Consider the following 18785-nt stretch of genomic DNA (forward strand, 5'->3'; position numbering starts at 1 on the left):
CAGCACTCGACGCTCGGGTTAACCGGTCGCTGTCGATTCCCGGGCTACCACCGAAAAATTCGTCAGGTACTGCTCGGGCGGTGCATCCCGGTTTTCGATTCGATCGGCGAGTACCCGCACTGCGGTTTCCGCGATCTCGTCGCGGCCGGGATCCACAGTCGACAGTGTCGGGAGGGAGTATTTTGTCTCGTCCAGGCCGTCGAATCCCATCACCGCCACATCCTGTGGAATGCGAAGTCCTGCTTCCTGTAGAACGCGCATCGCACCCAAAGCGAGTGTGTCGTTGAACCCGAACACCGCGTCGAATTGAACTCCAGACGCGAGCAGACTTCGCATGGCCTCGGCGCCGTCCGCCCTGTACCAGCGATCAACAGGAGCCATCAGACGCTGGTCAAAGTCGATGCCAGCTTCCTCGAGCGCCTCGCGGTAACCCTGCAAGCGCAAGGAGCTTGAACCGACAAGCTCTCCTTCGTGAACGCCGAGCACCGCAATACGGCGACGACCGGCGTCGATCAGGTGCTTGGTCGCTGCTTTCGCTGCCTCCGTATTGCGCATGGTCACGTGATCTGACGGACCGCCGAAAATTCGCTCGCCGAGCAAGACAAGCGGGTAAGGCACAGTAAGCAGGGCGGCGTCGTTCTGATCCATTCCGCGCGGGCTGAAGATGAGTCCATCCGTCAACTGCAGGCGGGGACTCGACAGCATTTCAATCTCGCGTGCCCGATCGCCTCCCCCGGTTTGCTCCACCAGCACAACGAGGTGGTGTCTCTCCGCCGCGCGAATGACAGCATCCGCCAACTCAGCGAAGTAACTCAGGCTCAGTTCCGGCAATGCGAGACCGATCACTCCTGTCCGTCCCGACCTCAGACTTCGCGCAGACAGGTTGGGCTGATAGCCGAGCTGCGCAATCGCTTTCAGCACCTTCTCCCGCGTCGCTGGCCGGATGTGCTCATAGTCATTGACGACGTTCGAAACCGTCTTGATCGATACTCCCGCGAGGATAGCGACGTCATGGAGCGTTGTCGCCATGGAGATCCCTTCTCTCGCGGTGCGCTGCTCGGCACAGTCGTCTGATCACGAACCTACAACGTTGCATGCATCTCGCGTGGCCCCCAGGAAGAAGCGAGACCCCGCTCTAGCCAGCTTCGCTGCCGAACACACGACGAGAAAGGGCCTGAACGTCCCTGTCCATGTTCTCGAGCTTGACGTCAATTGACTCGAACTTTCCATTTACCTCGCGTCTGAGCCCGTCGAAATTCGCCGCCATCGCCTCAAAACTCCGGTCGATCGCCTCAAATCTCCGGTCGATCGCCTCAGATCTCCGGTCGATCATCTCAAACCGAGCGTTAATCCCGTCGAATCGCGCGTCGATCGCTCCGAATCTGGCTTCTATGGATTCGAACTTCGCGTCCATTCGATCCCGCAGCCCACCGATCGCGCTCGTCAATGTCCGATTAAAACTTGTTGTCACGATACCGATCATGGCGAATATGGCCGCAGAGAAGACGGCAATCAGCACCCAGACCTGAAGCTCGGTCAACGTCAGCACCTTTCCAGTGTGAACCCGCATCGCATCCCACGCTAGGGCTGCAGCACTCGATCTTTCGTTGCGCGCACTCGCTGTGGAAAAGGCCGTGTCGCGAGGTGATGTGTAGGAGCTCCCCCCTCAGCAGCACCGCCCCTGCGGTTCGCGATCCTGAACGTCGTCGCGTTCTCGCCAAAATTCCTTCTCCGGCATGGGCGGGACGTCGGGATGCGCAGACCGATGATGCGCCAGGTACACCTCGTAGGCATTGTCGCCCATGACCGCCTGGACGTACCGGCCAACGGACGCCAGTCCCCGACGAATCGTGATGGCGTTCATCAGTGCCTCGACTTCTCACGTCGTTTGTCGGCAGGAAGCGCGTCCCACAGCTTCTGGATTCGCTTCTCTGGCTTCGTCGTAATCAGGCCAGAGGCGCCGAAAATACGTGACGCAACAGCCGGATCTTCGGTGTTGATCCCACCACCATTTGAGAATGCCCTGATCGTGCGGTACACCGCCACAGCAATGACGATGACTGTCAGCACGACAAAAAGAATCGACAGCGTTCCCTGCACAAAGGTGTTGCGCACTACTGCTTCCATCGCTTCACGGCTCGTCGCCGTGCCAAAGGTTTCCTCTCCGGCAGCGAGCGCTTCCTTGAACGCATTGTGCTGCGCCCAGTACCCGACGGCGGGAACCGGGGAGAAAATCTTGTACAGCGACGCCGTGACCGTGACAGCTGTCGCAAACGCAAGCGGGAGGGCCACAACCCAGAGATATTTGAACTGACCGCGGTCCGCGACGATGGCCAAACACACGGCAAGCGCGATCGCCGCAAGCAACTGATTGGCAATACCGAAGAGGGGGAACAAAGTGTTAATTCCGCCGAGCGGATCGGTCACGCCCATGATGAGGATCGCACCCCACGCTGCAACCATGATCGCCGTGCAGATCCAGGCTCCGAGCGTCCAGCTCGCGTCCTTGAACTTCGGGAAGATGTTGCCGATGGAGTCCTGCAGCATGAACCGGGCCACCCGGGTGCCCGCGTCCACCGCGGTAAGGATGAACAGCGCCTCAAACATGATTGCGAAGTGGTACCAGAAGCTCATCAGGGCGGTGCCACCGATCAGCTGCTGCATGATGTGCGCCAGGCCGACGGCGAGGGTCGGCGCCCCACCGGTACGGGAGACCACACTTTCTTCGCCGACATTGCGCGCCGTTTCTTCGAGAAGCTCCGGTGTGAGGTTGACGCCGGTGAGACCGAGCGAGTTCACGTACGCAACAGCGCCCTCAACGGTGCCGAGGGTGTTTGCCGCCGAGATGTTCATGGCGAAGTACAGGCCCCGGTCGATCGAGATCGCTGCAACCAGCGCCATGATGGCCACGAAACTCTCCATCAGCATGCCGCCGTAGCCGATGAATCGGCTCTGGCGTTCCTTTTCGAGGAGCTTCGGTGTGGTTCCGGATGCGATCAGCGCATGGAATCCGCTCAGCGCACCACACGCGATGGTGACGAAGAGGAAGGGGAACAACGAGCCAGGCACGACCGGTCCACCGGCCGGGTTACCAGCGAACTCGCTAAACGCCGGAACGGTGATCTCCGGGCGGACCAGGATGATGGCGAGCGCCAGCATCAGGATCGTTCCGATCTTCATGAAGGTGGAGAGGTAGTCGCGCGGCGCCAGCAACAGCCAGACCGGGAGGATGGCGGCGATGAAACCGTAGATGATGATGCCCCAGGCGATGGTGGTGCGGTCGAGGGTGAACACCGCTGCACCCCATGCTGTGTCGGCAACCATGCCGCCGCCGATGATCGCAGCCAGCAGCAGAATGAACCCGATGATCGAGATCTCGGTGATCTTCCCCGGCCGAAGGAACCGCAGGTAGACGCCCATGAAGAGCGCGATCGGGATGGTCATCGAGACGCTGAAGACACCCCACGGGCTCTCACCAAGCGCGTTGACGACAACGAGCGCGAGAATCGCGACGATGATTACCATGATCACGAGGGTGGCGATGATCGCGGCAACGCCGCCGACCCGGCCAAGCTGATCGCGAGCCATCTGCCCGAGTGAACGTCCACCCCTACGGGTGGAGAAGAAGAGGACGAGATAATCCTGAACGGCACCAGCGAGAATGACGCCGACAATGATCCAGAGCGTGCCAGGGAGGTAACCCATTTGCGCAGCCAGGACGGGGCCGACAAGCGGGCCGGCACCTGCAATCGCAGCGAAGTGGTGCCCGAACAGCACACGACGGTCGGTGGGAACGTAGTCCTTACCGTTCGCGAGGTATTCGGCTGGAGTCGCCCGACGATCATCCGGCCTCGTGATGACGCGCTCAATGAACTTCGAGTAGAACCGGTACGCGATGAGATAGGTGCACACGGCTGCGAAGACAAACCAGATGGCGTTGACTGTCTCGCCGCGCACAACAGCGAGCATCACCCACGCGAGACCACCGAGAATCGCGATCGCTACCCAGAGGATGATCTTCGGTGGGGTCCACCGACGCTCTTCCGCTTCACGCTCCTGATCGGGAACGGCGATGGGCGGCAAAGCCGGATCCTGCTGCAAGACTCCCGCTTCGGCGGGATCACCATTGCCTCTTGCCCTATTGCGTTTGGCCCTGCTGCGGTCGGCGTCGTTGCCCATTGGAACCCCTCGAATCACAATGTTGGTGCTGATCTATCGCCGCACAACATCGTGCGGTAGCTCCGATGCTACATCCCCCGAACGGGGGCAAGCTATCCGGCGAGCGGTGGCACCTTATTCGGCTGAACGATAAACCACAGAGACAGGATCGACACGGAAGCTGTGACGAGCATGACAGCGCCCATCGGAACCGCCGAGTCCATGCCGAGCACGCCGACGACCGGGGAAATCAGTCCCGCGAGTCCGAAGTTCAGAGCACCGAGCAGTGAGGCGGCAGTGCCGGCCTCGTGGCCGTGATTGACGAGCGCGAGCACCTGCACTGCCGGGAAACCGAATCCGGCGGCCATGATGAAGAGGAACAGCGGAATGAGCACGCCGAGGAATCCGGCCCCGGATTGGGTCAGCACGATGATGGCGAGGGCGGAGAGCGCCTGCACAGCCGTTGTCACCGCGAGGATCCACTGCGGGCCAATGCTTCGCATGAGCCGCGAGGACACCTGCACGCCGATGACGATTCCGATCGAGTTGATTCCGAACAGGTACCCATACTGCTGGGCGTTGAGCCCGTACAACTCCTGGAACAGGAACGAGGAACTGGACAGGTAGGCGAAGAGCCCGGAGAAGCTCATGCCACCGATGAGTGCAACGCCGACAAACACCCGGTCGGAGAAAACCGAACGGTATCGGTCACGGACCGTCGAGTGTCCGGCTCCATGCCTGCGCTCCGGTGGCAGAGTCTCCACGATGAAGATGGACACGGCGATCATCACGACGATGCCGTAAAGGGCCAGGAAGAAGAACAGCCCACGCCAGTCAAGGAAGAGCAACAGCTGCGAACCGATCACCGGAGCCAGGATCGGGGCGAGACCGTTCACGAGGGCTAGGCGCGACAGCATCCGTACGAGTGGCTTTCCACCAAATAGGTCGCGAACCATTGCCATGGCCACAACTCCACCTGCGGCGGCGCCAGCACCCTGCAGCACACGGAAGATACTGAGCCAGAGGATGTCTGGGGCGAAGGCAGCGCCGACACTCGCGGCGATGTGCACGCTGGTCGCCAGGATCAATGGGAGGCGGCGGCCGACCTTGTCGCTCCACGGGCCCATGAACAGCTGGCCGAGGGCGAAACCGATGGTGGTTCCTGTCAGCGTCAGCTGGATGAGGGATGCCGGGACGTCCAGCTCCTTTTCGAGCACTGGGAATGCCGGAAGGTACAGGTCGATGGTGAACGGGCCGAGCGCGGTGAGGGCGCCGAGAACAACGATGTAGACAAGTCGCTGACGACGGGTGAGCGCGTCGCCGGGGTGAAGAACGGTAGTCACGTGAGAGAGAGTCCTAATCGAAGCGAGCGGGCCGAGCATCCCATGGACGAGCTGTGGGACCCTGACCGTAACCGTGTCGGATCGGCGGGTTATTCCCCACATCGGAAAGATTATCGAATCGATTCGAGGCGCGTCTAGAGGAACCGGCAAGCGCTTGCGTTCCGGGTATTCCCGCCCAAGGCGCTTCCGCGAGGAGCCGGTCAGGCTAGGAGCCGGAACGCGCCGGATTGTCGATGAGCGGCTCGAACGCGAGCTGCGCTGCCCCAATGAGGAGCAGGTCCGGCCCCAGCTGGGCGCGAACTATGCGCACAGACTCGAAGGCCGCCGCGAGGGTCTGCTCCGCCACAAGCGACTCGAGCAGCTCGGGGTCGAGCGCGTGAAGCGACGCCAGGAACCCGCCGAGCACGACGAGTTCCGGATTGAGGACGTTGATCGCATTACGAAGAGCGATGCTCAGGATGCCGAGCTGACGCACGGCTTCCGCGCGCAGCTCGGCTGAGGTCGAGGTGAGGAGTGCCTGCTCAAATTGCGGCGCATCGGCTGAGCGCAGCTCGAGCAGCTCGAGCAGCCTGCCGCGGTTGACCTCGTCCTCGAGGGCTCCCCCTGTTGACGGTTTCCCCGGCCCGTCCGGCGCTGTGACGAGGTTGTGGCCAAATTCTCCCGCGTAGCCGGCGACCCCGCCGAGCGGAATGCCGTTGACGATGACTCCCCCACCGATTCCGCTCGCACCACCGTTGAGGTAGACGAGGTTGTCCACACCCCGACCAGCGCCGAAGGTGTGCTCGGCCAGCGCGCCAAGACTCGCATCGTTTGCCGCACGTGCCGCGTACCCCGTGGCATCCGTCAATAAAGACGCAACCGGCTCGTCGAGCCAGCCGAGGTGGGGGGCGAGGCGAACCAGTCCGTCGCCGGAGCGAACGAGTCCTGGAACGGCAACACCGACACCGGCGATGACCGCTTCTGCTGGGAGTTTGGCGCGGAGAGCCGCAATGAGCTCTGCCGTGACCCGCACGGTTTCGGCGACTCCGAGCGGCTCGTCGATCTCGTGACGAACCCGGTCGACGACCTCGCCGCTCATGCGAACGACGCCGATGTTGATGGCGTCCTGTTCGGGGTTGACTGCGAAAGCCACACAATCGGGGTGCGGGCGCACGACGGGAGATGGGCGCCCGACGCCACGATTGACGTCGGGTTCCGCCTCGACGACGAGCCTCAGGGCAGCCAACTCCGTCACGAGGGCGGCCACTGTCGAACGGTTGAGTCCTGTCTCGCGGGTGAGGGTCGATCGCGACACCGCACCTTCCCGGTGCACGAGCCCGAGGATGCGCGACAGGTTGTACTGACGCACTGTGTCGAGGTTGGTGCCGCGATTATTCACTGTCAGCTCGGGATTCTGTGGCTGCTGGCAAGTTGGGCATACCAGAGGGCACTGTCTTTGGGCAGGCGTTCGAGGGTTTCATAGTTCACTCGAACGATACCGAACGTCTTGGAGTAGCCGTATCCCCACTCGAAGTTATCGAGAAACGACCAGACCTGGTGTTCTGGATGGCCACGAGGACCCGGCCCGATCTCGACGGACAGCCCAGGGTAGGGATGAGCGAACAGCCAGAGGGGTTCCGCCAATTGAAGGTGAGCGCGCGCGTCCATCATCGCACCTCGCGCACTCGCTAGTCTTGATCCGCTTTCCGCCATCCCCGAGAGGTTCAACGATGTACGTCGATATGCCCGAGTCCGAGCTCACCGATTACCGCAGCAGCCAGATCGACCCGGTCGACTTCGATGAATTCTGGGACGCGACGCTGACGGCCGCTCGCGCCGCGGCATCCGCTGTTCGTATTGAACCGATCGACTCAGGCCTGACGACGATCGACATCTTCGACGTGACATTCTCGGGCTGGGACGGCCAGAGCGTGAAGGCGTGGCTGCGAGTCCCGAAGGGCACAACCGGCCCACTGCCGACGATCGTGCAGTTTGTCGGCTACGGCGGTGGGCGCGGGCACTTTCTCGAGAACCTCCTCTTCGCATCGTCTGGCTTTGCGCACTTCCAGATGGACACCCGCGGGCAGGGCAGCAGCTGGTCGCTCGGAGACACCCCCGACCCCGACGGCACGGGCCCGCAGTACCCCGGCGTCATGACCCGCGGCATCGACAGCCGCGAAACCTATTACTACCGACGCCTGTTCACCGATGCGGTTCGCGCCATCGACACCGTGCGCGAACTTCCCCGAGTTGATACCTCACGCATCTCGGTGTTCGGCATCAGCCAGGGCGGTGGCATCGCGCTCGCTGTGGCCGGGCTGGTTCCGGGGCTTGCGGCTGTCGCGCCGTGTGTTCCGTTCCTGTGCGATTTCCCCCGCGCGATCACGATGACGGATGCGTATCCATACAAGGAGGTGCGCGATTACCTGGCCGTTCACCGCCACAAGGTTGGCGCGGTTGCCGAAGTGCTTCCCTACTTCGACGGTGTGAACTTCGCTCGGCGCGCGACGGCACCTGCCCTGTTCTCGGCAAGCATGATGGACGCCACCTGTCCGCCATCCACGGTGCACGGCGCTTACAACGTGTACGGCGGCGAACGCTCGATGTCGCTCTGGCAGTTCAATGGGCACGAGGGCGGTGGCATTGTCGACGAGATGCGCGCTCTCGAATTCTTCCGATCAACAGCTCGAGTGGATTGACCACGGGGATTCTCTTTCGAACGGATGCCACCTGCGGGACTAGCCGGACGGCATCCGTTGTGTAATATGTTCTCGTATCCAACAAATCATCAACGATGCTGAATCGGAGCAAGACCATGAGTCTCACCCCTACCCGCGACGACAAATTCTCCTTCGGGCTCTGGACCGTCGGCTACAACGGAGCCGACCCGTTCGGCGGACCGACCCGCGCGCCGCTCGACGTTGTTCACGCGGTAGAGAAGCTCTCTGAGCTCGGCGCATACGGCCTGACCTTCCACGACGACGACCTCTTCGCATTCGGCTCGACCGATGCCGAGCGACAGACCCAGATCGATCGTCTCAAGGGCGCGCTCGCTGACACCGGCCTGGTTGTTCCGATGGTCACGACCAACCTCTTCTCGGCCCCGGTCTTCAAGGACGGCGGGTTCACGTCGAACGACCGTGATGTGCGCCGGTTCGCCCTGCGCAAGGTGATGCGCAACGTCGACCTGGCCGCAGAGCTCGGCGCCAAAACCTTTGTCATGTGGGGTGGCCGTGAGGGCGCGGAGTACGACGCAGCCAAGGACATCCGCGGCGCACTTGAGCGCTATCGTGAGGCCGTCAACCTGCTCGGCGACTACGTCACCGACAAGGGATACGACATCCGATTCGCCATCGAGCCGAAGCCGAACGAGCCGCGGGGCGACATTCTGCTGCCGACACTCGGTCACGCGATCGCCTTCATTCACACTCTTGAACGCCCCGAGCTCGTCGGTGTGAACCCCGAGGTCGGCCACGAACAGATGGCAGGGCTGAACTTCACGGCAGGCATCGCCCAGGCACTCGACGCAGGCAAGCTGTTCCACATCGACCTCAACGGTCAGCGTGGCATCAAATACGACCAGGACCTGGTCTTCGGCCACGGCGACCTGCAGAACGCGTTCTCGCTGGTCGACCTGCTCGAGAATGGCGGCCCGAACGGTGGACCGGCCTACGACGGCCCGCGTCACTTCGATTACAAGCCGAGCCGCACCGAGGACGAAACAGGCGTCTGGGAGTCCGCGGCCGCGAACATGCGCACCTACCTCCTGCTCAAGGAGCGTGCGGCAGCATTCCGCGCTGACCCCGAGGTGCAGGAAGCACTCGCCGCGTCGCGCGTCGACGAACTGTCCACCCCGACCCTCGGCGATGGCGAGAGCTACGACGACTTCCTGGCCGACCGCACGGCGTTCGAGGACTTCGACGCCGACGCCTACTTCAACGGCAAGGGCTTCGGCTTCGTCCGCCTGCAGCAGCTGGCACTCGAGCACCTGCTTGGCGCTCGGTAGCCCCGAGCCCGGGTGCCGCGGCAGAGGGCACAACGTGACCTGCCGTGGCATCCGCTCTACTTACATAGATCGAGTTGCGGGTCCCGGCGTGTTGGCGAGCACCAGACGCCGGGGTTCGCACTCTTAATTCGAAAGGCGCGCCATGACGCTCGTCGCGGGAGTCGACTCGTCGACTCAGAGCTGCAAAATCGTGATTGCGGATGCCGACACCGGCCGAATCGTGCGGCAGGGCCGCGCATCGCACCCGGCTGGCACCGAGGTGGCGCCGTCCGCCTGGTGGGAGGCGTTGCAGTTGGCGATCGCCGACGCTGGGGGGCTCGAGGATGTGGCCGCGATCTCGATCGGTGGTCAGCAGCACGGGATGGTTGTTCTCGATGAGAACGGCGAGGTGATTCGTGACGCTCTGCTCTGGAACGACACCCGCAGCGCCCAGGCCGCGCGCGACCTCATTGCCGAGGTCGGCGCCGATGTTTATGCGTCACGCATCGGTGTGGTGCCTGTCGCCTCGTTCACCGCGACGAAACTGCGCTGGCTGCGCGACGCCGAGCCCGAAAACGCGGCTCGTGTTGCCGCCGTTGCGCTCCCCCACGACTGGCTGACCTGGCGGCTGCGCGGCTTCGGTCCGCTCGACGATTCTGAGCTCGGTCCTGTGCTCGATGAGCTGACCACCGACCGGTCAGACGCATCGGGCACCGCGTACTGGTCTGCCGTGACGGGGACGTACGAGCTCGACCTCTTCGAGCGGGCGCTCGGTCATTCGGCGGTCCTGCCGCGCGTTCTCGGCCCGGGCGAACAGGCGGGCCTGATGACGAGCGGCACCCTGGTCGGCCCCGGTGCCGGTGACAACGCTGGTGCCGCGCTCGGTTTGGGTGCGGGGGCAGGCGACGTGGTCGTCTCGATCGGAACGAGCGGCACGGTTTTCGCGGTGACTGAAACACCGGCGACGGATGCCACTGGCACGGTTGCCGGATTCGCCGATGCGTCTGGACTGTTCCTGCCTTTGATCGCGACGCTCAATGCCGCGCGGATCATCGACTCGATTGCCGGGCTTCTCGGTGTGAATCATGCCGAGCTTGGGCAGCTGGCGCTGGCCGCAGAACCCGGCGCTGACGGCCTCGTACTGCAGCCGTACTTCGAGGGTGAGCGCACACCCAACCGGCCGGACGCGACGGCCACTCTGTTCGGCATGACGCTGGGCTCAACCACCCGGCCGAACCTGGCGCGGGCCGCCATCGAGGGTCTGCTCTGCGGTCTCGCCGATGGGCTTGATGCCGTGCGGGGCAAGGGTGTCGAGGCCAGGCGCATCCTCATCATTGGGGGCGCGGCGCAAAACCCGGCCGTGCAGCAGATCGCAGCGCAGGTGTTCGACGTGCCCGTCGTCATTCCCACCCCGGACGAGTACGTGGCCGCTGGCACCGCTGCGCAGGCGGCGTGGGCACTCACCGGGACCCGTCCGAACTGGCCACTGTCGATCGCAGCCGCGCCCGACGTCGACTTCCGTCCGGTGATCCGAGAGCAGTACCGGGTGCGCTAAAGCCGGCGAACACCTCCCAGCGCTCTCAACCACCGCCCGGCGCGCCCCACCCTCCGCGCTTCCGGTAGCGGATGCCACGAGCACCGATTACGTCAGCGGGCGCCGAGCTCGCCTGAGCCCGGCGCGGTCAGCGCCACGATCACGCCGAGAACAACAAGCACAATCCCGCCAACCAGCACACCATTTCGGGGCCACCAGCCACGCAAGCGAACTGGCGGTTCGAAGTCCATCGGTCCGGTCACATTGTCAGCCATGGCTCGAGTCAACCAGACAGCCACGACGAGCGTTGCCCCATCACGGCATCGACGTCGACCGGCGTGCCGTCGCTCTCGCGCTGTCAACGGATGCCGGGGCAAAGGATCCGATTCGAACTAGTGTGGTTCTGCGGGAAGGCACGCCGTCCCGGTGACCCTGCCCCGGGCATCCGTTATTTCATCGTTCCCTGACTGACCGAGCCCTGCAGCTGACGCTGGAAGATCACGTAAGCGATCAGCACGGGAACGATCGTGATGACGACGGCGGCGAAGAGTGCACCGAAGTCGACGGCGTACCCGGCCGATGATGCGAATGAGGCCATTCCCTGCGAAAGCACGTAGTTGCTCTTGTTGGTGTTCAACGCCACTGGGAGCAGGAACTGGTTCCAGAGCCCGAGGAAGTTGAAGATGGCGACGGATGCCATTCCCGGCTTTGCCATCGGCAACATCACCTGGAAGAACGTGCGCCACTCTCCCGCGCCATCAATCGCCGCAGCTTCCGCAATCTCATCCGGTAGCCCCTTGAAGAAGGAGTACAGGAAGAAGACGGTGAACGGCAGCGCGAACGCGACGTAGGTGAGGATGAGGCCGGGCAGCGTGTTGAGCAGACCGATGTTGCGGAGAACGAAGAACAACGGAACGATCGCCAGGAACACCGGGAAGGTGAGTCCGGCGAGCATGAGGTAGTAGATCGCGCGGCTGCCGAAGAACTTGTAGCGGGCGAGCACGTACGCGCACATCGCGCCGAGCACCATGACGATGACCAGTGCGAAACCGACGACGATGACCGTGTTGAGGAAGTAGTTGCCGATGCCTTCCTGTGTCCACGCCGAGACGTAGTTGTTGAAGTTCCAGTTCGCGGGAAGTGAGAACGGGGAGGCGAAGATCTCCTTTGTTGTTTTGAAACTCGTCATCAGTGTCCACAACAGTGGAAGGATGACGACGAGAGACCAGATGATGAGCACGGTATGCGACGCGGCACCGACCGCTTTGTCGCCCGGGGTGTTTACCGGTTTGCGCTTCGCGGATGTCACTGCGCGATTCGACCGGGCGGCGCCCCTGGTTGTGATGGCTTCGGTGGTCATGAGCGGCCCTTCTCTTCCTTGCCGCCTGTGATGCGGTTCACCGTGAACACGATGGCCGCGAAGATGAGTGTGACGATTGCAAGAGCAACACCCATCGCGCTGGCCTGTCCGAATTCGCCCTTGTTGAACGCCGTGCGAAACAGCTGCTGGCTCATCACGAGGGTGGAGTTGTTCGGTCCACCACCAGGGTTGAGCGCCTGCATATAGACGAACGCGTCGAGTGCGATGATTCCGAGGTAGATGTATGCCGTTTGGATGTTGTCGCGGATGAGCGGGATGGTGATCGAGAATGCCGTTCGCATGCGTCCGGCACCGTCGATGCGAGCCGCTTCATACGTCTCAGCGGGAACGCCCTTGATCGCGGCGACGAAGAGGACCATGTAGAAGCCGACGAAGCTCCAGACGATCACGAAGATGGTCGCGCCCATGGCCGTACGTTCATCGCCGAGCCAGGCAAATGACTCAAACATGTCCAGACCGACGAGCCCGAGAAGACCGTTGAGTAGTCCAGCCGGGTCGTAGATCTGGCTCCACAGGATACCGATGATGATTGCAGGGATGACGTACGGGAAGAACGAAACCACCCGGTAGAAGCTCGAGTTACGCAGGCCACGGATGGGTCCGTGGCTCGGCCCGCCGACGGTGACTAGCGACGCGAGTGCGAGCGCCAGGACGATGGTGACGAGCGGAACGACGATGGCCAGCAGGACGTTGTTTCCCAGTGCCGTCATGAAGATATCGTCGTTGAACAGCCGGACATAGTTTTCCAGTCCGATGATGTTCATGTCGGGCGTGAAACCGGACCAGTCCGTGAGCGAATAGAACACGGCCTGGATGAACGGCCAGATCACGAAGATGAGGAAGATCGCCAGAGGCAGCCCGAGGAAGACCACCATGAAGGTCACGTAGTCGAACGTGAGCTTGCGCTTCCGCGGCCGGGCAGCCGACTGGCTGCCCGGCGTCGTGTTGGCTAGAGCGGTATCGATCACTTGATCTCGATTTTGTCGACCGAGTCGTCTTCCCTCACCTTGTCGGTGATGGCCTGGAGGCTCGAGGTGAGGGTTGCGACATCGGACTTGCCGTCGAGGAACGTGTTCCACACGACAAGCTGGTCAGCGTTGGTGCCGTACAGGTCGACGAAGCCCCAGGTGAAGATGTTTTCGCCTGCGGCATCGAGCATGTCGGTCTGGGAGACAAGGGCCGTTGATCCGAAGCCGTCTGCGGGAACGAGTCCCTTGACGATCGTCGGAGCGAGCTTCGTTTTGGCGAAGTTCGTTGCGGCGTCCTTCGACAGCATGGTGCGGAGGAGTTCCTTGCCGCCGGCGACGTTCTTGCCCTGCGAGGGGACAATGAACGGCTCACCGGCCGTTGAGTGCAGTGCTTCTGGTGGCATGGCCGAGTTCGCCGAAACAACCATGGCGGGGAAGCCTTTCATGGCGAAGCCCTCGGCGGTGTTGTCCTTCATCTCGTTCTCGATCCATGAGCCCGACGGGTAGAGCAGCGCTTCCTTGTCGTTGCTCCACTGCGCCTGGGCCGCCGTGAACTGCGTACCGGATCCGCCCGGCTTCATGTAGCCGGCGGCGATGACCTGGTGCATGGCTTCGAAGACGCTCTGCACAGCGGGGAGCGACCAGCAGCCTTCCTCGAGGTTCTCGAGGGCGAGACGCACTTCGTCGCCGCCTTCCTTGATCGCGGATTCGATGGCGAGGGTCTGGTAGTAGGTTGCCGCTTCCTTGCCCCATACGAAGAGGTATTTGCCCGCAGCCTTGGCTTTCGCACCGAGTTCGAGTGCTTCAGCCCAGGTCGTCGGAACCGTCCAGCCGTTCTCTTCGAACAGGCTTGATGAGTACCAGACGCCGTACACGGTGAGGACATAGTTGATGGCGGCGAGCTTTCCATCGAAGGTGCCGGGTGTGAGCACTCCTCCGTAGAGCGTGTCCGCGATCTTGTCGCCCTCAAGGTTGTCTGCGTCGATGACGTCCTGCAGGTCCTCGAGCTGGTCGAGGATTGTGTTGAACCCGATTGCCTGGGCGCCTGAATTGTCGATCAGGTCTGGCGGATTGCCGCCAACGAATCGCGGCTGGAGTTCCGTACCGATCTGCGTGCTCGACGCCACCTTCGCCGTGGAACCCGCATGGTTCTTCTCGAGGATCTTCGCGGCGTACTCGACGTAGTCAACGCCGTAACCGCCGTCGAAGATGACCGAGTCGATCGTGGAGTTATCGGCCATGCCGAACGGGTTCTTCGCTGACACCGTTCCTGCCGCGCCTCCGCCGGAGGGACCGCCGGTAGCGCACGACATCAAGGAACCGCCGAGGGGGATCAGCACCGCAGCGGCAATCGCGCCTCTGAGCACATTTCGACGATCAGTGACCACGTTATCTAGATTCATCATTTTGTGGTGCCTTCCATTTCGCTGTGTTTGCTGAACTTGGGGCGAGCCCTCATCAGCGGTGGGGGTGGGTATTACGCGACCCGGCGGATTTTTCCGCGGTATCTCTCTTCGAGCGCGCTGTTATGGGCGTCCCCTGCGGGGATATTTGCCGAGATGTAGAGGGGTGGAACCTCGTCCCTCTCGGAAATCTTTCGTGACACCTCGACGGTGAGGAGCTGTGCAATGAACGCTGAGGTGATCGATGAGATTGCACCGACACCGATTCCGCCTGGAAGCTCAAGGGTTGTGTCCCCAAACGGAGCGAGGTTGTCGATGACGACGTCGGCGACGTCGCTCAGCCTTTTCCCACTCGGGTGTTTGGGCTCCACAGAGTTGGTGTGCTCGAGGCTTGTCACGGCGATGAGTTTGTGACCGCGTTCTTTCACCGCGAGTGCGAAGCCGACGATTGAGCCGTTCACACCGGAGTTCGACGCGATGAGGAACACATCCTCTGGGTGGATGACTGAGACATCGAGCAGTTCGTCCACGACGGCTGGGTCACGTTCCAAAGTGGAGCCGCCAAGGTCCGAGACGTCGCGGTTACCGTAGAGCACTACGTCGGTGAGCGCGATGCGATTGGTGGGGATGAGTCCGCCGGCACGTCCGGCGATCTCCATGGCGAACGCCTGCGAGTGACCGGTTCCGAATGCCTGCAGCACACCGCCCGCATCGAGCGCATCGACGAGCAGGTCGACGGCGGGATCCAAACCACCGGATCCGGCCAGGGTCGCGATTCTGTCCAATCGGGAGGTCGCCTGCGTGAGCAAGTCGTGAACAAGATCCGTCATCGGGCCCTGCCTTTCGAATCGTTGGCGACGAGTTCTCGTCGAGCGGGACGGCGGTGCTCCGACACAGCCATGGCGCTCGCTGCGAGCTTCGCCGCGGTGTCAATGGAGTCCTGCTGGGCGACCAGAAGGTAGAGCATGTCGAGCACGAAAAGCTGCGAGTGTTTGGCTGACAGGTCATCGGGTTGGAGGAACTGTTCGGGAGCCGCTGTGATGACGTTGACGTCAGCCACCTCAGCGAGTGGGGTGGTCGGGCTGTTACTGAGCGAGATCGTGAATGCGCCAGATGACTTTGCCTGGGACAGCATTTGGATGGTCTCTTCGGTGCGTCCGGTGTTTGAGATCCCGATGGCCACAGAATCGCTTCCGAGGATGGCCGCACTCGTGAGTCCGCCGTGCACTTCTGACCAGCAATGGGCGTTGATACCGATGCGGTACAGACGTCCCTGCAGTTCGAGCGCCATCCCGGCGCTGCCTCCGATGCCATAAATGTCGATGTGGGGTGCCGTTGCGATCGACTGGGCGATGTCGACAACGACATCCAGGTCCATCTGCCGAGCAGTGGTCTCGAGCGAACGAATGTGGGCGTTGAGGAGAGTGCCCAGAACCTCGTTTGGGCTGTCTTCGGGCGCGAATGCGCGTCCAATGTCCGCCCGCCACGATTCGTGAGCGTCTCCCCTGCCGATGTCGCTTGCGACGCCGACCCGAAACTGCACGTAGCCACTGAAACCGATGAGGCGACAGAATCGTGTGACAGTCGCTGCGGAAGTGCCCGCCTTCTCGGCGAGTTCAGTGATGGAAAGCTCCAGAGGAAGCGTCGGGTGTTCGAGCAAGAGCTCGGCAATTTTCACCATGACGCTCGACATCTGTGGCAGGTTTGCCTGAATGCGAGACGACATTCGTAATGCCTCTCTACCCGATGTCATCGTTGACATGAAAATCCGTTTCAGTGGATTGGAGCTTTGTTGAAAAGTATTCTTACTCGCGGTGAAGGGCAATGATGCGAAGATCACGAAGTGGTAACAAATGATTAACGTGCTCGCAACAGATGCCGGTGGCACCTCAACACGTGCCGTCATTCTTGACCAAACCGGCCAGTGCCTCGGCTACGGCTTCGCCGGTGGCGGGAATCCCGTCTCTTCCGGGCCCGAGCGAGCGGCGGCGTCGATTCTTGCAGCGGCCGAAGCGGCAACTGACTCTGCAGGGCGCCAACCGGCCGACGTCGAGCAGATCCTCATAGCGATGGCGGGCATGAGCGTGTCAGGGGCCACCGACTGGGTCACCGGTCTGTTAGCAGCGCGTGGCTTCCCCGTTACGGTCACCGTGGCATCCGATCTGTTGGCGATCTTCTCATCCGGTACCTGGCAACAAAACGGATATGCCGTAGTGGCAGGCACCGGTTCTGCGGGAATTCGTGTGCGCAAAGGGCGGGTCGAGCGAACGGCGGACGGGCTCGGGTGGTTACTCGGCGATGTCGGATCCGGGTATTGGATCGGGCATCGCGTGGTCAATGCCGCCATCGCAAGCCTCGATGGCCGGGGTGAGAACACCGCTTTGGCGCCGTTACTTGTCGCCGCGCTCGGCATCGAGCATTCAGAGGTGCCCGGTCCCGACGGTCGTCCGGCCTCGCTTCGTGATGTGATCGAAGCACTGTATTCGCTGCGACCTGTCGAACTCTCGCGATTTGCGCCGCTGGCGTTTGAAGCGACGACGGATGCTGTGGCGCGCGCGATTCTGGACGATGCGGTTCTCGAACTTGCTCGCCTCTTTTCTGCGATCCGGTCGCCCGATCTGGCTGGGCCTCTCGTGCTCGGCGGAAGTATCCTCACCGCGCAGCCACTCATCCGCGATGGCGTCACTCATGCTCTGAGTGCACAGGGCTTCACACCCGAGGTCCGTCGGGTTCCGGACGGGGTTGTCGGAGCAGCGGTGCTCGCGCTTCGGGAAGCGGGAGTGAGCGTAACGGCGGAGGTGTTCGAGAGGATCGGCACCACCCTCGCTCGACTGCGCTGAGCGGAGGGCGCCATCCGGACTCAACCGAGCCGCATCGGCACCACTCTCAACCAGCGCCCGAATCAGCACCCGGCGGGGTGGGGGACGCCGCCAGCGATCCGGAGTACGCTCGACGCAAGTTTCCGTCGAAAGGGGTCCGATGAGAACCCGCTCAACTCCATCCGTCCGACCCGGCCTGTGCTCGGTCAGCCTTCGCGAGTCGAGCGTCGATGAGGTTCTCAGCCTCGCCGCGTCTGCCGGACTGGAATCAATCGAGTGGGGTGGGGACGTCCACGTTCCACCTGGCGACACAGACACCGCCAAATCTGTCGGCGAGCGCACCCGCGCCGCCGGTCTCGACGTGGCATCCCTCGGCTCCTACTATCGCTGCGACCTGGCTGAAGATTTCTCCCCCGTCCTTTCCTCCGCCGCAGCTCTCGGCGCACCTCGCATACGAGTCTGGGCAGGCGAGATCAGTTCAGCGGATGCCACTCCCATCGACCGTGAGGAAATCGCGACGCGACTCGACAGCGCGGCATCCCACGCTTCTGAGTACGGCATTGAACTTGCCCTTGAGTTCCACAACGGCACCCTGGCCGACACTGCGGAGTCAACGCTCGCGCTTCTGTCCGATGTGGCATCGACAAACGTGTCCTGCTACTGGCAACCGCCAGTTGATATGAACGACGATGCTGCGCTGGCTGAGTTGTCACAGCTGGCCGCCCGGGTGTCGACGGTGCACGTCTTCTCCTGGTGGCCTCAGCACGAACGCCTGCCGCTTTCCAGCCGCTCAGAGCTATGGACCCGCGCCCTCCCATTCACCGCCACCTTCCCAAGCGTCACCGACGCACTTCTCGAGTTCCTCCCCGATGATGACCCGGCACTGCTCAATCGCGAAGCCGCCACCCTTCGCGCCTGGCTCAGCTGAGCATTGTCGCCCGTTAGAGACGGAGAGCGACTGGCTGAGCTGAGCATTGTCGCCCGTCAGAGACGGAGAGCGCGAGCCGCTCCCCCTTCCGCGCGAACCCGGCGCAGCGTGTCGGTCAAGGACGCGTCAGGCCTCCCCGCAATCTCGGTCAGCGACACGGCCGCTCCGAAACCCACAGGCTCAGCGCTCATCCCACCGGCGCCAAGCATCGGTGGGATGACCGGCAGCGGCGCTGCGCGAGACACGGTGCCTGTGGGAGCCGTCATCTGATGGCTCCCACAGGCATC

The 18785-nt window shown here is 62.6% G+C and carries 19 protein-coding genes; 5 read left to right on the plus strand and 14 right to left on the minus strand.

Annotated features, from left to right (window positions below):
• Positions 1-18 precede the first annotated feature (18 nt).
• The 7 genes from D9V28_RS12615 to D9V28_RS16520 all read right to left on the minus strand — a co-directional run bounded on the left by D9V28_RS12615 (position 19) and on the right by D9V28_RS16520 (position 7151).
• On the minus strand, positions 19-1029 hold the full coding sequence (locus tag D9V28_RS12615) for a LacI family DNA-binding transcriptional regulator (RefSeq protein ID WP_121660083.1): 1011 nt from the start codon (positions 1027-1029) through the stop codon (positions 19-21).
• Positions 1030-1135: 106 nt separating this feature from the next.
• A complete protein-coding gene (locus D9V28_RS12620; protein WP_147440996.1) occupies positions 1136-1540 on the minus strand; it encodes a hypothetical protein in 405 nt (134 codons plus the stop codon).
• A gap of 126 nt (positions 1541-1666) precedes the next feature.
• A complete protein-coding gene (locus D9V28_RS12625; protein WP_121660085.1) occupies positions 1667-1864 on the minus strand; it encodes a YbdD/YjiX family protein in 198 nt (65 codons plus the stop codon).
• The gene (locus D9V28_RS12630; protein ID WP_121660086.1) at positions 1864-4179 is read right to left on the minus strand and encodes a carbon starvation CstA family protein; all 2316 of its coding nucleotides are present in this window, start codon (positions 4177-4179) and stop codon (positions 1864-1866) included. Before D9V28_RS12630 ends, D9V28_RS12625 begins: the two co-directional genes overlap by 1 nt.
• A 92-nt stretch (positions 4180-4271) precedes the next feature.
• A complete protein-coding gene (locus D9V28_RS12635) occupies positions 4272-5540 on the minus strand; it encodes a multidrug effflux MFS transporter (protein ID WP_183086533.1) in 1269 nt (422 codons plus the stop codon).
• Between the two features lie 166 nt (positions 5541-5706).
• Positions 5707-6879, minus strand: a complete 1173-nt coding sequence (locus D9V28_RS12640; RefSeq protein WP_121660088.1) for an ROK family transcriptional regulator — start codon at positions 6877-6879, stop codon at positions 5707-5709.
• A gap of 2 nt (positions 6880-6881) precedes the next feature.
• Positions 6882-7151, minus strand: a complete 270-nt coding sequence (locus D9V28_RS16520; protein WP_425325780.1) for a family 1 glycosylhydrolase — start codon at positions 7149-7151, stop codon at positions 6882-6884.
• Between the two features lie 59 nt (positions 7152-7210).
• On the opposite strand from D9V28_RS16520, the gene D9V28_RS12650 reads away from it, so the two are divergent.
• The 3 genes from D9V28_RS12650 to xylB all read left to right on the plus strand — a co-directional run bounded on the left by D9V28_RS12650 (position 7211) and on the right by xylB (position 11020).
• Positions 7211-8179 carry an acetylxylan esterase gene (locus tag D9V28_RS12650; protein ID WP_121660090.1) on the plus strand — a complete coding sequence of 323 codons (969 nt, stop codon included), beginning with the start codon at positions 7211-7213 and terminating at the stop codon, positions 8177-8179.
• A 116-nt stretch (positions 8180-8295) separates the two neighbouring features.
• Positions 8296-9486 (plus strand): xylose isomerase, encoded by a 1191-nt coding sequence (gene xylA / locus D9V28_RS12655; RefSeq protein WP_121660091.1) that lies wholly within the window; start codon positions 8296-8298, stop codon positions 9484-9486.
• A 142-nt stretch (positions 9487-9628) separates the two neighbouring features.
• Positions 9629-11020, plus strand: coding sequence for a xylulokinase (gene xylB, locus D9V28_RS12660; protein WP_121660092.1), 1392 nt, complete (start codon positions 9629-9631; stop codon positions 11018-11020).
• A gap of 92 nt (positions 11021-11112) precedes the next feature.
• Here the strand turns inward: xylB and D9V28_RS16140 are convergent, their stop codons facing one another.
• The 6 genes from D9V28_RS16140 to D9V28_RS12685 form a co-directional block, all read right to left on the minus strand.
• Positions 11113-11274: a hypothetical protein gene (locus tag D9V28_RS16140; RefSeq protein WP_183086532.1), complete on the minus strand. Its 162-nt coding sequence runs from the start codon at positions 11272-11274 to the stop codon at positions 11113-11115.
• Positions 11275-11447: 173 nt separating this feature from the next.
• The gene (locus D9V28_RS12665; RefSeq protein ID WP_121660093.1) at positions 11448-12359 is read right to left on the minus strand and encodes a carbohydrate ABC transporter permease; all 912 of its coding nucleotides are present in this window, start codon (positions 12357-12359) and stop codon (positions 11448-11450) included.
• A complete protein-coding gene (locus tag D9V28_RS12670) occupies positions 12356-13255 on the minus strand; it encodes a carbohydrate ABC transporter permease (RefSeq protein WP_121660142.1) in 900 nt (299 codons plus the stop codon). Before D9V28_RS12670 ends, D9V28_RS12665 begins: the two co-directional genes overlap by 4 nt.
• Before the next feature lie 89 nt (positions 13256-13344).
• The gene (gene ngcE / locus D9V28_RS12675; protein ID WP_121660143.1) at positions 13345-14751 is read right to left on the minus strand and encodes an N-acetylglucosamine/diacetylchitobiose ABC transporter substrate-binding protein; all 1407 of its coding nucleotides are present in this window, start codon (positions 14749-14751) and stop codon (positions 13345-13347) included.
• A 74-nt stretch (positions 14752-14825) separates the two neighbouring features.
• A complete protein-coding gene (locus D9V28_RS12680; RefSeq protein ID WP_121660094.1) occupies positions 14826-15581 on the minus strand; it encodes a sugar isomerase domain-containing protein in 756 nt (251 codons plus the stop codon).
• Positions 15578-16477 carry a MurR/RpiR family transcriptional regulator gene (locus D9V28_RS12685; RefSeq protein ID WP_121660095.1) on the minus strand — a complete coding sequence of 300 codons (900 nt, stop codon included), beginning with the start codon at positions 16475-16477 and terminating at the stop codon, positions 15578-15580. The genes D9V28_RS12680 and D9V28_RS12685 overlap by 4 nt, the downstream gene beginning before the upstream one ends.
• A gap of 127 nt (positions 16478-16604) precedes the next feature.
• Between D9V28_RS12685 and D9V28_RS12690 the strand changes: the two genes are divergently transcribed.
• Both D9V28_RS12690 and D9V28_RS12695 read left to right on the plus strand, forming a co-directional pair.
• Positions 16605-17591: an N-acetylglucosamine kinase gene (locus D9V28_RS12690; protein WP_121660096.1), complete on the plus strand. Its 987-nt coding sequence runs from the start codon at positions 16605-16607 to the stop codon at positions 17589-17591.
• A 139-nt stretch (positions 17592-17730) separates the two neighbouring features.
• Positions 17731-18498 (plus strand): sugar phosphate isomerase/epimerase family protein, encoded by a 768-nt coding sequence (locus D9V28_RS12695; protein WP_121660097.1) that lies wholly within the window; start codon positions 17731-17733, stop codon positions 18496-18498.
• Positions 18499-18554: 56 nt separating this feature from the next.
• On the opposite strand, the gene D9V28_RS15975 is transcribed toward D9V28_RS12695, so the two are convergent.
• The gene (locus D9V28_RS15975; protein ID WP_147440997.1) at positions 18555-18764 is read right to left on the minus strand and encodes a hypothetical protein; all 210 of its coding nucleotides are present in this window, start codon (positions 18762-18764) and stop codon (positions 18555-18557) included.
• Positions 18765-18785 lie beyond the last annotated feature (21 nt).

Origin of the sequence: Mycetocola zhadangensis (assembly GCF_003668565.1) — a bacterium.
Classification (GTDB): Bacteria; Actinomycetota; Actinomycetes; order Actinomycetales; family Microbacteriaceae; genus Mycetocola_A; species Mycetocola_A zhadangensis.